Annotated in this window: 12 protein-coding genes and 1 riboswitch; of the genes, 9 read left to right on the plus strand and 3 right to left on the minus strand. The window is 75.6% G+C overall.

From position 1 onward, the window contains the following. Positions 1-45: 45 nt before the first annotated feature. Positions 46-141: riboswitch (TPP riboswitch) on the plus strand. Beyond that, the gene (thiD, locus tag PO879_RS08080; protein ID WP_278237391.1) at positions 133-1,065 is read left to right on the plus strand and encodes a bifunctional hydroxymethylpyrimidine kinase/phosphomethylpyrimidine kinase; all 933 of its coding nucleotides are present in this window, start codon (positions 133-135) and stop codon (positions 1,063-1,065) included. It overlaps the preceding riboswitch by 9 nt. 2 nt (positions 1,066-1,067) lie before the next feature. Here thiD and PO879_RS08085 read toward each other — a convergent pair whose 3' ends face one another. Then, positions 1,068-1,700, minus strand: a complete 633-nt coding sequence (locus PO879_RS08085; protein WP_278237392.1) for a class I SAM-dependent methyltransferase — start codon at positions 1,698-1,700, stop codon at positions 1,068-1,070. 71 nt (positions 1,701-1,771) lie between these two features. On the opposite strand from PO879_RS08085, the gene PO879_RS08090 reads away from it, so the two are divergent. Both PO879_RS08090 and PO879_RS08095 read left to right on the plus strand, forming a co-directional pair. Next, a complete protein-coding gene (locus PO879_RS08090) occupies positions 1,772-3,634 on the plus strand; it encodes an ABC transporter ATP-binding protein (RefSeq protein ID WP_278237393.1) in 1,863 nt (620 codons plus the stop codon). Next, a complete protein-coding gene (locus PO879_RS08095; protein ID WP_278237394.1) occupies positions 3,631-5,457 on the plus strand; it encodes an ABC transporter ATP-binding protein in 1,827 nt (608 codons plus the stop codon). Before PO879_RS08090 ends, PO879_RS08095 begins: the two co-directional genes overlap by 4 nt. A 13-nt stretch (positions 5,458-5,470) precedes the next feature. Here PO879_RS08095 and PO879_RS08100 read toward each other — a convergent pair whose 3' ends face one another. Further along, the gene (locus PO879_RS08100; RefSeq protein WP_278237395.1) at positions 5,471-6,484 is read right to left on the minus strand and encodes a LysR family transcriptional regulator; all 1,014 of its coding nucleotides are present in this window, start codon (positions 6,482-6,484) and stop codon (positions 5,471-5,473) included. Positions 6,485-6,578: 94 nt separating this feature from the next. Here PO879_RS08100 and PO879_RS08105 point away from each other — a divergent pair, with 94 nt between their 5' ends. From PO879_RS08105 to PO879_RS08115, 3 genes are read left to right on the plus strand one after another with little or no spacing between them, the layout of a single operon-like run. Further along, on the plus strand, positions 6,579-7,574 hold the full coding sequence (locus PO879_RS08105) for a pyridoxal-phosphate dependent enzyme (RefSeq protein ID WP_278237396.1): 996 nt from the start codon (positions 6,579-6,581) through the stop codon (positions 7,572-7,574). Between the two features lie 9 nt (positions 7,575-7,583). Then, complete coding sequence (locus PO879_RS08110; protein WP_278237397.1) at positions 7,584-8,204, plus strand: L-threonylcarbamoyladenylate synthase; 621 nt, start codon at positions 7,584-7,586, stop codon at positions 8,202-8,204. 54 nt (positions 8,205-8,258) lie between these two features. After that, complete coding sequence (locus tag PO879_RS08115; RefSeq protein WP_278237398.1) at positions 8,259-9,668, plus strand: UTP--glucose-1-phosphate uridylyltransferase; 1,410 nt, start codon at positions 8,259-8,261, stop codon at positions 9,666-9,668. Positions 9,669-9,690: 22 nt separating this feature from the next. Here PO879_RS08115 and PO879_RS08120 read toward each other — a convergent pair whose 3' ends face one another. Next, positions 9,691-10,356 (minus strand): YigZ family protein, encoded by a 666-nt coding sequence (locus tag PO879_RS08120; RefSeq protein WP_278237399.1) that lies wholly within the window; start codon positions 10,354-10,356, stop codon positions 9,691-9,693. 50 nt (positions 10,357-10,406) lie between these two features. Here PO879_RS08120 and PO879_RS08125 point away from each other — a divergent pair, with 50 nt between their 5' ends. Genes PO879_RS08125 through PO879_RS08135 form a run of 3 tightly spaced genes read left to right on the plus strand, consistent with a single transcriptional unit; the run spans position 10,407 to position 12,965 of the window. Next, positions 10,407-11,042 (plus strand): helix-turn-helix domain-containing protein, encoded by a 636-nt coding sequence (locus tag PO879_RS08125; protein ID WP_278237400.1) that lies wholly within the window; start codon positions 10,407-10,409, stop codon positions 11,040-11,042. Beyond that, positions 11,039-12,310, plus strand: coding sequence for an MFS transporter (locus PO879_RS08130; protein WP_278237401.1), 1,272 nt, complete (start codon positions 11,039-11,041; stop codon positions 12,308-12,310). Before PO879_RS08125 ends, PO879_RS08130 begins: the two co-directional genes overlap by 4 nt. 4 nt (positions 12,311-12,314) lie before the next feature. Further along, the gene (locus tag PO879_RS08135; protein WP_278237402.1) at positions 12,315-12,965 is read left to right on the plus strand and encodes a hypothetical protein; all 651 of its coding nucleotides are present in this window, start codon (positions 12,315-12,317) and stop codon (positions 12,963-12,965) included. Positions 12,966-13,029 lie beyond the last annotated feature (64 nt).

The raw sequence follows: 13,029 nt of genomic DNA on the forward strand, positions 1-13,029 counted from the left end.
GGCCGGTGGCGCGGGCCGCGGCGCCGGTCGGCACGCTACGGTGGGGGACTCGACACGGGGTGCGCCCGCCAGGGCGCTGAGATCACACCCGTCGAACCTGACGCAGCTCGCACTGACGAAGGGATGTCGCCGATGACGACCCATGCCGCCGCCCTGCCGCCGACCGCGCCGCCGAGGGGCCCGGGTGCCCCGCCCCGCGTGCTGGCGGTGGCGGGCTCGGACCCGTCGGGCGGTGCCGGCGTCCAGGCGGACCTAAAGTCGATCGCCGCCGCCGACGGCTACGGCATGGCCGCGCTGACGGCGCTGACCGCGCAGAACACCTGCGGTGTGCGCGACGTCCACGTCCCGCCGCCGGAGTTCCTGGACGCGCAGCTCCAGGCGCTGTCGGACGACGTGGCGATCGACGCCGTGAAGATCGGCATGCTGGCCACCGCCGAGGTGGCCGCGGTGCTCGACGCCTGGCTGCGGCGGATCCCGGCCACCGTGCCCGTGGTCCTCGACCCGGTGATGATCGCGACCTCGGGTGACCGGCTGCTGGACGCGGCCGGGGAGACGGCCGTCCGCGGCCTGCTGTCCCGCTGCGACGTCGTCACGCCCAACCTGCCCGAGCTGGCAGTCCTCCTCGGCGAGCCACCGGCCCGGGACTGGCCGGCCGCCGTCGACCAGGGCGCGCGGCTGGCCGCTCGCGCTCGGCTGCACGTGGTCGTCAAGGGCGGGCACCTGCCCGGGGACCGCGTCCCGGACGCGCTGGTCGGCCCGGAGGGCACGGTGCGCGAGGTCGAGGGCCGCCGGGTCGACACGCCGCACACCCACGGCACCGGCTGCTCGCTGTCGGCCGGGCTGGCCACGCGCTTCGTGCGCGAGGGCGACTGGTACCGGGCCCTGGTGGGCACGAAGGCCTGGCTCACGGCGGCGCTGGCGGGCGGGTCCGACCTCGGCGTCGGGCAGGGCCGCGGACCGGTGGACCACCTCGCCGCCGTGCGCACCGCGGTCCGGGACGGCGGCACGGCGCCGGTCGGGGGCGGGTGGCAGCACGCGGGGGCCCGGGCGGGCGTGCCCGGCTGACCTCAGCGCGGCCCGGTGTCGTCGGGGGTACTGCGTGCCACGACCTCCAGGGTGTGCCAGTGCTTCGGTCCGCCGAACGAGGCACCGTCGGTCTCCTGCTCGACGACCTCGACCACGTCCCAGCCGGAGCACAGGTCGTCGAGCTCGTCGCGGGCGTGGAAGGACAGCCGCCCGGCCAGGGCCGGGTCGGCGGCCCAGGCGTCGCGAGGGCCGAACAGCGTGACGCCGCACCAGCCGCCCGGACGCAGGGCGCTGCGCAGCCCGTCCCACACGGCGGGGAAGTCCGCGGGCGGCACGAACGGCAGCGTGAACGCGGCGTGCACCAGGTCGAGCGGGGGCAGGGGCAGCGCGTCGGCGACGCCCTGGCGGCGCACAGTCAGGGCGGGGCGGTGCGCGGGCGCGACCGTGGCGGTCACCCGCTCCACGGTCGACGGGGCGGGGTCGATCGCGAGGACGCGCCAGCCGTGGTGCAGCAGGGCGGCGGTCTCGACGCCGGCGCCGGCTCCCAGGTCCAGGGCGCGGCGACCGCCGCCCGGGCCGGCACGGTCGAGCAGGCGCCGGCACAGACGACGGGGCGTCCGTCCCTCCTGGGCGGCGTTGTACGTGTCCCAGTGCTCGTCGTCGAAGCGGACCACGGCCCCAGCCTAGGCGGACGGAGGTCATGCCCGGGGCAACGATGTCGGTGCCCGGTGCGAGAATCGTTTCGATGCCCTCCTCCGCGCCCCCCGACCGACCCGACGGAACGCCGGCCCCCGCCGGCTCGCACCTGAGCACGCCGGCCTCGCTGCGACGGCTGCTGCCGTACGTGCGGCCCGCCCTGCCCCGCCTGGTGGCCGGGCTGGTCGCCGCGCTGGGCGCCAGCCTGGCGGCGCTGGCGATCCCGCGCGTCCTCCAGGAGCTGGTCGAGGGGCCGCTGGCCTCCGGCGCGGCGGCCGGCGACGTCGGCGCGCTGGTGTGGCCCACCCTGGCCGTGCTCGCCCTCGGCCTGCTGGAGGCCGGGCTGATCCTGCTGCGCCGCAACCTCGTGATGTACCCGGGCACCCGCGTCGAGGCGGCGCTGCGCACCACCTTGTTCCGCCACCTGCTGCAGCTGCCCGCCTCCTTCCACGACCGCTGGGCCGGCGGCCAGCTGCTGAGCCGCTCGATGACCGACCTCGGCCTGCTGCGCCGCTGGCTCGTCTTCGGGCTGCTGCAGCTCGTGGTCAGCACCATCACCATCGTCGTCGGCGTCGGCGTGCTCGTCTCGACCGCGGGGTGGCTGGGGCTCGTCTACCTCGCCGGCGCCGTGCCCGTCACGGTCGTCGCGTACCGGTTCTCGCGCCGCTACCGTGTCATCGCCCGGCTGTCCCAGGACCAGTCCGGGGACCTGGCCACCACCGTCGAGGAGTCCGTGCACGGCATCCGCGTGCTCAAGGCCTTCGGCCGCGGCGGGGACGCCCTGGCCTCGTTCACCGGCCAGGCCGAACGGCTGCGACGCACCGAGATCCGCAAGGCCGGCAACCAGGCCACCGTCACCACCGCCCTGCAGCTCATCCCCGAGCTGACGCTCGCGGTGTGCCTCGTCCTGGGCGTCTGGCTGACCGCCGACGGGCAGATCAGCGTCGGGGCGCTGGCCGCGTTCTTCCTCACCGCCGCCGTCATCAACGGCCCCGTGGTCGACCTCGGCATGACGTTGTCGATGACCCTGAACGCCCGCACCGCCGTCGACCGCTTCTTCGAGGTCGTCGAGACGCCCAACCCGCTGACCGACCCGGCCGAGCCGCGCGAGCTCGGCACGGTTCGTGGCGACGTGACGCTGCGCGACGTGGTGTTCCGCTACGAGGACGACGAGCCGCCCGTCCTGGACGGGGTCGACCTCGACCTGCCCACCGGGACCACCACCGCCCTGGTCGGCCTGACCGGCTCGGGCAAGTCGACCCTGGCGATGCTGCTGCCCCGCATCCACGACGTCACCGGCGGCTCCGTCCGCCTCGACGGCGTCGACGTGCGCGACCTGCGCCGCCACGACCTGCGCCGCGCGGTCGCCGTCGCCTTCGAGGACCCGACGCTGTTCTCCACCACGGTGCGCGAGAACGTCCTGCTCGGCGTCGACGACACGCTGCCCGCCACCGAGCGCGACCGCCTGCTCGCCGACGCGCTCGAGGTCGCCCGGGCAGAGTTCGTCCACGACCTGCCCCACGGTGTCGACACGCGCATCGGCGAGGAGGGGCTGTCCCTGTCCGGCGGGCAGCGCCAGCGCCTCGCCCTGGCGCGCGCCATCGCCGCGCGGCCCCGCGTCCTCGTGCTCGACGACCCGCTGTCCGCCCTCGACGTGAGCACCGAGGAGGCCGTCACGCGCGGGCTGCGCGAGGTCCTGGCCGGCACGACCAGCCTGGTCATCGCCCACCGGCCCTCCACGGTGGCGCTGGCCGACCGGGTCGCCGTGCTGGCCGACGGGCGCGTCACCGCCGTCGGCACCCACCGCGAGCTGTTGGCCCGCGACGCCCACTACCGCTACGTCGTCGCCTCTCTGGAGGAGGACTGGGCGGCCCACGAGCACGACGCCGACGTCACCGAGGAGGTCCGATGAGCACGCCGGCCGCACGGCTGCGCCCCACCGACGCGCGCGCCGACGACGCCACCGACCTGGACCGCGGCACCTCGCACGCCGTGCGCCGCCGCTCCCTGGCCCTGCTCGGCCGGCTGCTGCGTCCCCGGGCCGGCGCGCTCGCCGTGGCCGGCGCCCTGGTCGTGGTCAGCACGGCCGCCCAGGTGGCCGGACCGCTGCTCGTCCAGGCCGCGATCGACACCGCGTTGCCCGCCCTGCGCGACGGGGACCCGGGCCGGCTCGTCGCCGTCGGCAGCGCGTACGTGCTCGCGGCCGTCCTCGGCGGCCTGTGCGCCGGCGCCTACGTGCGCGCCGCCGCCCGGGTGGCCCAGAGCGTCCTGCTCGAGCTGCGGCGTCGCGTCTTCCGGCACACCCAGCGACTGTCCCTGGAGTTCCACGAGTCCTACACCTCCGGGCGGGTGATCAGCCGTCAGACCTCGGACCTGGAGGCGCTGCGCGAGCTGTTCGACGGCGGTCTGACCGGCGTCGTGTCGTCGCTGATGCTCATGGTCTTCACCGCCGGGGCGCTGTTCTACGTCGACTGGCGCTCCGGGCTCGTGCTGCTGGTCGCCCTGCTGCCCGCGTGGTGGCTCACCCGGTGGTTCCAGCGGAGCTCGCAGGTCTCCTACCGCGAGCAGCGCACCGCCTCGGCGCGCCTGATCGTGAAGTTCGTCGAGACCATGACCGGCATGCGCGCCGTCCAGGCGTTCCGCCGTGAGGCCACCGACGACGCCGAGTACGGCCGCCTCGGCGAGCAGTACCGGGACGCGAACCTGCGCATCTTCGGGGTCAACGGCCGCTACCAGCCCGGACTGGTGCTCATCGGCAACCTGACCGTCACCGCGACGCTGGCCTACGGCGGCTGGCGGGTCGTGGACGGGACCCTCGAGGTCGGGGCCCTGGTGGCCGTCCTGCTGTACGTCAAGCGGTTCTTCCAGCCGATCCAGCAGCTCGGGATGTTCTACAACGCCCTGCAGTCGGCCGTCGCCGCGCTGGAGAAGGTCTCGGGGCTGCTCGCCGAGGAACCGACCGTCGTCGAGCCGGAGGACCCCACGCCGCTGCCCGCGCCCCGCGGCGAGGTCCGCCTCGACGAGGTCACCTTCGGCTACGGCGACGGCCCGGTGGTGCTGCCCGAGCTGGACCTGACCATCCCGGCCGGCCAGACCGTCGCCCTGGTCGGCTCGACCGGGGCGGGCAAGTCCACGCTGGCCAAGCTGGTCACCCGGTTCTACGACGCCAGCGCCGGGCGGGTGCTGCTGGACGGGGTCGACGTGCGCGACGTCTCCGGCGAGGACCTGCGGAGCGCGGTGGTGATGGTGACCCAGGAGGCGTACCTGTTCAGCGGGTCGGTGCGGGAGAACATCGCGCTGGGCCGCCCGGACGCCACCGACGAGGAGATCGAGGCGGCCGCGCGCGCGGTCGGCGTGCACGAGTTCGTCCAGAGCCTGCCCGAGGGCTACGACACGGACGTCAACAAGCGCGGCGGCCGGGTCTCGGCGGGCCAGCGCCAGCTCCTGAGCTTCGCCCGGGCCTTCCTCGCCGACCCGGCCGTGCTCGTGCTCGACGAGGCGACGAGCTCGCTGGACGTCCCGGGCGAGCGGCTGGTGCAGCACGGTCTGCAGACGCTGCTGGCGGACCGCACCGCGATCATCATCGCCCACCGCCTGTCGACGGTCGACATCGCCGACCGTGTCCTGGTGCTCGAGCACGGGCGCGTCCTGGAGGACGGCTCCCCGGACGAACTGGTGGCTGCGGGCGGGCGGTACGCCGCGATGCAGCGCGCGTGGCAGGACTCGGTGGCCTGAGCCCCGGCCCGTCTCAGACCGGCGCGGCGTCGGCGGCGCCGATCGCGACGAGCTGGTCCACCAGCGCCCGCACGGGGGGCGAGGGCTCGCCCACGGTCAGCGCCCGCACGGCCCGGCGTGCGCCGGGCAGCACCGACGTGGCCACGTCGGGGTGGCGGTGCGCCCGCAGCGCCAGACCGGGCAGCAGGCTGACGCCGGCACCGGCCGCGACCAGCGCCTGGACCGCGACGTAGTCGTCGGTCTCGAAGGCGATGCGCGGGGCGTACCCCGCCACCGCGCAGCGGGCCACCAGGTCGGCACGGCACCGCTCGCAGCCCGCGATCCAGGCGGCGTCGGCGTACCGGCGCAGCACCGGTGTCGACCCGGCCCCGAGGGAGGCCTCGGGCGGCTCGGGCGTCCCTGCAGCCTCCGGAGCGTCGGGGGTCTCGGGGCCCCCGGAGGCTCCCGCGGGCCGGTCCGGGCACGTGACCAGGTGCACCTCGTCGTCGAGCACGGCGGTGGCGGTGAACGGCGACGGGTCGCGCACCGCGCGCGGGTCGGAGACGTCGACGTGGTCGAACACCAGCGCCACGTCCACCTCGCCCGCGCGCAGCGCCGCGATGGCCTCCGGTGGCTCGGCCTCGACAAGACTGACCCCCAGCGCGGGGTGGGCCGCACGCAGCCGGTGCACCGCCTCGGGCACGAGCGTGGCGAGCGCCGAGGGGAAGGCGGCCAGCCGCGCCCGGCCCGCCCGCAGCCCGGCCAGGGCGTCCAGCTCGCGCTGCGCCCCCTCGACCCGGGCGATGATCTCCTCGGCCCGGTCGGCCAGCAGCTGGCCGGCCTCGGTCAGCCGGACACCGCGGCCCACGCGCTCCAGCAGCGGCAGGCCGGCCTCCGCCTCGAGGCGGGCCAGGTGGTGGCTGACCGAGGGCTGCGCGTAGTGCAGGTCGCGGGCGGCCGCCGTCACCGACCCGGTGCGCGCCACGGCCGCCAGCACCCGCAGCCGCGTCAGGTCGAGCTGTGCCGGGGGAGGAGGGACGTCCGTCATTCCTCCAGCCTACGAGCCATTGATAGACGGATGCGATCCAAGTGCGCGAAGACCGGCATTGGACCGATGAAAGACCCCGCCGCAGCATGGATCCATGGCATCAGCACCCCCGACCGTCGACGACGTCACCGCCGCCCGCGACCGCCTCGACGGGCTCGTCGTGCGGACCCCGGCCCGCGCCTACCCCGCGCTCGACCGGCTGGTGCACGCCCGGGGCGCCGTCGGGGCCGCCGTCGTGGTCAAGCACGAGAACCTCCAGCACACCGGCGCCTTCAAGGTGCGCGGCGCCCTCCACCTCGTCCAGCGCGGCCGCGGCGTCTCCCGCGGGATCGTGGCCTACTCCACCGGCAACCACGCGCAGGCCCTGGCCTACGCGGCCGCCCGCGCCGACCTGCCGTGCACGATCGTCATGCCGCGGCACCCCAACCCGGTCAAGGAACGAGCCGTCCGCGACCACGGCGCCGAGGTCGTCCTGCACGGCACGGACCTCGCCGAGGCCGCCACCCACGCCCACGAGATCGCCCGGCGCCGCGGCGCCCGGCTGGTCAGCGCCGGGGACGAGCCCGAGCTCGTCGCGGGAGTCGCCACCGCCACCTTGGAGCTGCTGGAGCAGGAACCGCACCTGGACACCCTCGTGGTCCCCGTCGGCGGCGGCTCCGGCGCGGCCGCCGCGTGCCTGGTCACGGCCGCGCTCGCACCCAACGTCGAGGTCGTCGGCGTGCAGTCCGCCGCCGCGCCCGCCGCGCACGACTCCTGGCGCGCCGGCGCGCTGCGCACCCGGCCCAGCCGCACCCGCGCCGAGGGGCTCGCCGTCGGCCGCGGGTTCGCCCTGACCCAGCAGGTGCTGCGCGACCGCCTGCGCGACTTCCTGCTCGTGGACGACGACGCCATCACCCGCGCCCAGCACGCCTACCTCACCGCGGCACGGACCGTCGCCGAGGGTGCCGGCGCCGCGGCGCTCGCGGCCGTCATGTCGCACCCGGAGCGCTTCGCCGGGCGCCGCGTGGCGGTCGTGTGCAGCGGCGGCAACGCCCGCGAGGAGGAGCTGCGGCGCGCGTTGACGTGCGACGCGGCCGGTTCCGCGGCGTAGCCTGGCGGCATGGCGCGCATCGTCGACATCCATCCCGTGGACCCGCAGCCGCGGCTGGTCCGGCAGGTCGTGGACGCCCTCGACTCCGGTGCCCTGGTCGCCTACCCGACCGATTCGGGCTACGCGCTCGGCTGCCGGGTCGGCCAGCACGACGGCGCCGAGAGGATCCGGCGGATCCGTCGGCTCGACGCCAAGCACCACTTCACGCTCGTGTGCGCCGACTTCGCGCAGATGGGCCAGCTGGTCCGGCTGGACAACGCCGAGTTCCGCGCGATCAAGGCGGCCACCCCGGGGCCGTACACGTTCGTCCTGCCGGCCACGGCGGAGGTGCCCCGGCGGCTGGCCCACCCGAAGAAGAAGACGGTCGGGGTGCGGATCCCGGACTCGCGCCTGGTCCAGGCGATCCTGCGCGAGCTGGGCGATCCGCTGCTCAGCTCGACGCTGATCCTGCCGGACCAGGACGTGGCGATGACCGAGGGCTGGCAGGTCGCCGAGGAGCTGGACAACGACGTGGACCTGGTGGTCGAGTCCGGCGTGGTGACGGCCGCGCCGACGACGGTCGTGGACTTCTCCGGCCCGACGCCGGAGGTCGTGCGCGAGGGCGCGGGGGACCCCGACCCGTTCCTGTGACCGCGCCGCGGGCCGTTCACGCGCGGGACACCCGCGGCGGCTAGGGTGCCAGGCATGAGCGATCGTGGACTCGAGCTGGCACAGGACAAGATGCGCGCCGCGGGCGTGGCGACCGCGGCGATCGACACCTTCACCCGGTTCTACCGGTTGCTGGAGGAGGGGGCGACGGGGCTCGTCCGGGAGGACGACGTCGAACCGCTGACCGGGCTGACGCGGCACGCCGACCTCGACGTCCCGGACGAGGAGGCTGCCGAGGCGCTCGGCCGGACCGCGATCATCAAGCTCAACGGGGGCCTCGGCACCTCGATGGGGATGGACAAGGCCAAGTCGTTGCTCGAGGTCCGGCGCGACGAGGCGGGGGAGTCGCTGAGCTTCCTCGACGTCATCGTCGGCCAGGTGCGCGCCGCCCGGAGGTCGACCGGGGCCCGGCTGCCGCTGGTGCTGATGAACTCCTTCCGCACCCAGAACGACACGCTGGCGGCGCTCGCTCCCTACGGCGACCTGGCCGTCGACGGGCTGCCGCTGGACTTCCTGCAGAACCGAGAGCCGAAGCTGCGTGCCGACACGCTCGAGCCCGTCGAGTGGCCCGCCGCCCCCACCCTCGAGTGGTGCCCGCCCGGTCACGGCGACCTGTACCCGGCGCTGCACGCCGGCGGGGTCGTGCACGCCCTGCTTGAGGCGGGCTTCCGCTACGCGTCGGTCTCGAACTCCGACAACCTCGGCGCGACGCCGGACGGCGAGATCGCGGCGTGGTTCGCCCGCAGCGGCGCCCCCTACGCGGCCGAGATGTGCCTGAAGACGCCGGCCGACGTCAAGGGCGGCCAGCTCGTGGTGCGCAAGGCGGACGGGCGGATCATCCAGCGCGAGACCGCGCAGACGCATCCCGACGACATGGACGTCTCCCTGGACCCGACCCGGCACCGGTACTTCCACACGAACAACCTGTGGTTCGACCTGGAGGCGCTGGCGGCCGAGCTCGACCGGACGGGGGGAGTGCTGGAGCTGCCCCTGATCCGCAACTCCAAGACGGTCGACCCGACCGACGGCGACTCGCCCGAGGTGGTCCAGATCGAGTCCGCGATGGGGGCGGCCGTCGCGGTGTTCGACGGGGCCACGGCGCTCGAGGTGGGCCGTGAGCGGTTCCTGCCGGTGAAGACGACGAACGACCTGCTGCTGCTGCGCTCGGACGTGTACGAGCTGACCGACGACTTCCGGCTGCGGGCCACCGCGCCGGCGCCGCTGGTGCAGCTGTCGAAGACCTACAAGACGATCGGCGCGTTCGACGAGCGCTTCGCCGCCGGTCCGCCGTCGCTGCGGGGGGCCGAGGGGCTGGCCGTGGCCGGCGACTGGACCTTCGGCGCGGACGTCACGGTCGTCGGCGACGCCGTGCTCGACGAGCCCGAGGGCGGAGCCGGCGCGGTCCCCGACGGCGCGACCGTCGACGCGGAGGGCGTCCGGGCCTGACGGGTCGCCGCCCGCGGGCGCCTCAGTCCGCCGGCGGCACGTCCACGATCCGCTCGGCGCCGACCTGCGCGGCCAGCCGCCCGGCGGTGGCGGCGGCGAGGTCGGCGTCGAGCCGGTCGAGCTCGGTGGGCGGGACCAGCAGTCTCAGCCGGGCGACCTCGGCGTACTCGGGGTCGCCGACGACGGCACCGTGCGCCGCGCTCCAGTCGCGCAGCGAGTGGTCGACGCGGCCCGCGTCGGCGTGCGGGGCGTCCACCCAGACCTCGCGCACCGCGCGGCGTTCGAGGATCACGTGCCGGGAGGCGGCCTCCTCGAGCGCGCCGGCGACCGCCGCGGAGTAGGCCCGCACGAGGCCGCCCGCGCCGAGCAGGACGCCGCCGAAGTAGCGCGTCACGACGGCGACCACGTCGGTGAGGTGCTGCTGGCGCAGCACCTCCAGCATCGGCACGCCCGCGGTGCCGGAGGGCTCGCCGTCGTCGGAGGAGCGCTGCGCGTCGGCGTGCGTGCCGCGGACCATCGCCACGCAGTGGTGGCGCGCGTCCCAGTGCTGCTTGCGCACGGCCGCGACGACGGCGTCCGCCGCCGCCTCCGTCGTCGCGGGGGCGAGGTGGGCCAGGAACCGTGACTTCTTGACGACCAGCTCGTGGTCGACGGCGGTGGCCAGGGTGCGGGGCAGGGGTGACGACACGACGCCATCCTACTATTGCAACAAGTCTTTCGAAAGAGTACTTTCATCGCATGGCAGACGACACCGTCCCGGCAGGGTCCGGACCCGTGCGGCGTGACGGGCCGCCCACCCCGCCGTTCCCGGTGCGCACCGTCTCCGACCCCCGCGAGCTGCGCGCGCTGGCGCACCCGGTCCGGTTCGCCCTGCTCGACCTGCTCGCCGAAGGCCCCCTGACGGCCACGCAGTGCGCGGAGCGGCTGGGGGAGACCCCGGCGAACTGCTCGTACCACCTGCGACAGCTCGCGAAGTACGGTCACGTCTTCCCGGCCGGCGGCGGCCACGGCCGGGAGCGCCCCTGGAGCGCCCGGGAGGAGGGCATCACCTGGGACGACGCCGGTCCGGCCGGCGAGGCCGCCCGTGCCGCCCTCGACGAGGCGGTGGACGCGTTCCGCTTCGACGCGTGGCGTCGGTTCTGGCGCCGACGGTCCGCCGAGCCCGAGGAGTGGCGCCGTGCGGCGCTGTCCACCGACGTCGTGGCGTGGCTGACGGCCGACGAGCTCGAGCACGTGACGCAGGGCCTGTACGACCTGTTCGCGCCCTACGAGCACCGTGCCGCCGACGCGTCGGCGCGCCCGGCCGGGGCGCGGGCGGTCCGGTTCTTCGCCTACGGCTACCCGGGAGCTCCCGGGGGCCGGTCGGACCGGTGAGCGTCCGGGTCCCGGCCACCCTCGACGCGGACACGCTCCGTCGTCGCCTCGTGGCCCTGTCCTTCCTGCGCTGGTTCCCCACGGGGCTGACCCTGCCCGTGACGGTGCTGCTCCTGCAGCAGCGCGGCCTGGACCTGGCGGCGGTCGGGCTGCTGGTGGCGCTGCACAGCGCGGTGACGGTGGCCCTGGAGCTCCCGACGGGCGGCGTCGCCGACGTCGTGGGGCGCCGACCCGTGCTGACCGTCGCGTCGGCGCTGTCCGTCCTCGCCGCGGTCCTGCTGGCCGTGGGCACGTCCCTGCCGGTGCTGGGCGCGGCCATGGTCCTCCTCGGTGCTGCGCGGGCGCTCGACTCCGGCCCGCTGCAGGCCTGGTACGTCGACCACGTGCAGGCGCTCGACGCCGGGACCGACCTGCGCCCCGCCCTGGGGCGCACCGCCACCGCGGAGTCCCTCGGGCTGGGTGCGGGAGCGCTGCTGGCGGGCGGCGTCGCCGCCGTCTCGCTGCCGGCGCCCTTCGTCGTCGCGGCCGTCGTCGGGGTGGTGCACCTCGTCCTGGTGCGCCGCTGGGTGACCGAGGGCGCCCGCCCGGTCCGTGGGTCGGTGCGCGACGTCCTGCGGGACGTGCCGGTCACCGTGGCCCGGGGCGTCACGACGGCGGCCACCCGGGCGCCGCTGCGCCGTGTCGCGCTGGTCATGGGGGCCACGGGCGTCGCCCTGGCGGGGGTCGAGCTGCTCGCGCCGGGCGCCGTGGCCGACGCGACCGGCGGGGAGCAGCGCGCGGCCGCGCCGTACGCCGTGCTGGTGACGCTCGGGTTCTGCGCCTCGGCGGTCGGGTCGGCGCTGGCGGCCCGTGCGGCACGCGTGGCTCGTTCCGGGTCGCGCGCGGCAGCGGTGTCGACGCTGCTGGCAGCCCTCGCGCTGGGTGTCGTCGGGCTGCCCACGGTCGGCGCGGCCGTGACCGGGTTCCTGGCCCTCTACCTGCTGCTCGGGATCGCCGGACCGTTGCTCGACGACCTCGCGCACCGTGCCGTCTCGTCCCGGGAGCGCGCCACGGCGCTGTCGGTGAACTCCCTGGTGCTGCAGGCCGGGGGAGCGGCGGCCGCCGTGGGGCTCGGGGTGCTCGTGTCGGCGACCTCCCGGGGTACGGGTCTCGCGACGGCCGGTGCCGTGCTGGCGCTCGGTGCCCTGGCCCTGGTCCGGTGGCCCCGCGCCGGTCGAGGACACGCCGTGGCACATGACGAGAAAAAAGTGTGCCAAGCAGGAGAATGAGCGCATGGCACCCGACGAGACCCCCACGACGGCCCCGCACGCCGGCCGCTACCCGCGCCCGCCGGTCTCGCTGGAGGAGGCCGAGCGGGTCTGGCGCGAGCTCGCGGTCGAGGCGTTGCGCCCGGAGGCCAAGCCCGAGACCGTGCGGCTGGCCGTCGTCGCCAGCCTGACCCGCAGCACCGGGGCGCGGTACGGCGACCTGCTCCGCGTCCGGGCGGAGGACCTGGACCTCGGCCCGGACGAGCTGGCCGGGCGGGGCCGTGTCTCCGGCGCACGAGCGACGGGGGAGGGGAGGGTCCTGGTGCGGCACGGCAAGCACCGCACGCCGCGTCGGCACCGTGTGCCGGGGGACGTCGTCGTCGTGCTGCGGCACTGGTCCGTGGTGCGCACCGAGCTGGCGGCCGAGCTCGAGGGGTCGGTGCCGCGGGCGCTGCTGCTCACCGTCCACCACACGCACGACAACGGCACCACGGTCTCGAGCGGTCTGCCCATCACGCGACAGGGCCTCGTGCTCTCCTGGCGGCGCTTCGTCCTGCGGTCAAACGCCCGCCAGGGGGCCACCCGGCCTCCGCTGCCCACCCGGTTCGAGCAGGTGCGGCGCGCCTGGGTCGAGGCCGGCGTCACCGATCCCGGTGTGGTTCTCCAGGAAAAATAGTGTGCCAAGCACGGAAACAGCGCCCACGCACGGCAGCACCGGGCAGACCTGCCTGGACGAGCCG

The sequence above is a fragment of the Isoptericola sp. AK164 genome (assembly GCF_029643425.1).
Taxonomy (GTDB): domain Bacteria; phylum Actinomycetota; class Actinomycetes; order Actinomycetales; family Cellulomonadaceae; genus Isoptericola; species Isoptericola haloaureus.

Coding starts and splice junctions, on each gene's coding strand:
- thiD (WP_278237391.1), top strand. CDS start 133: ATGACGACCCATGCCGCCGCCCTGCCGCCGACCGCGCCGCCGAGGGGC.
- PO879_RS08090 (WP_278237393.1), top strand. CDS start 1,772: ATGCCCTCCTCCGCGCCCCCCGACCGACCCGACGGAACGCCGGCCCCC.
- PO879_RS08095 (WP_278237394.1), top strand. CDS start 3,631: ATGAGCACGCCGGCCGCACGGCTGCGCCCCACCGACGCGCGCGCCGAC.
- PO879_RS08100 (WP_278237395.1), bottom strand. CDS start 6,484: ATGACGGACGTCCCTCCTCCCCCGGCACAGCTCGACCTGACGCGGCTG.
- PO879_RS08105 (WP_278237396.1), top strand. CDS start 6,579: ATGGCATCAGCACCCCCGACCGTCGACGACGTCACCGCCGCCCGCGAC.
- PO879_RS08110 (WP_278237397.1), top strand. CDS start 7,584: ATGGCGCGCATCGTCGACATCCATCCCGTGGACCCGCAGCCGCGGCTG.
- PO879_RS08115 (WP_278237398.1), top strand. CDS start 8,259: ATGAGCGATCGTGGACTCGAGCTGGCACAGGACAAGATGCGCGCCGCG.
- PO879_RS08125 (WP_278237400.1), top strand. CDS start 10,407: ATGGCAGACGACACCGTCCCGGCAGGGTCCGGACCCGTGCGGCGTGAC.
- PO879_RS08135 (WP_278237402.1), top strand. CDS start 12,315: ATGGCACCCGACGAGACCCCCACGACGGCCCCGCACGCCGGCCGCTAC.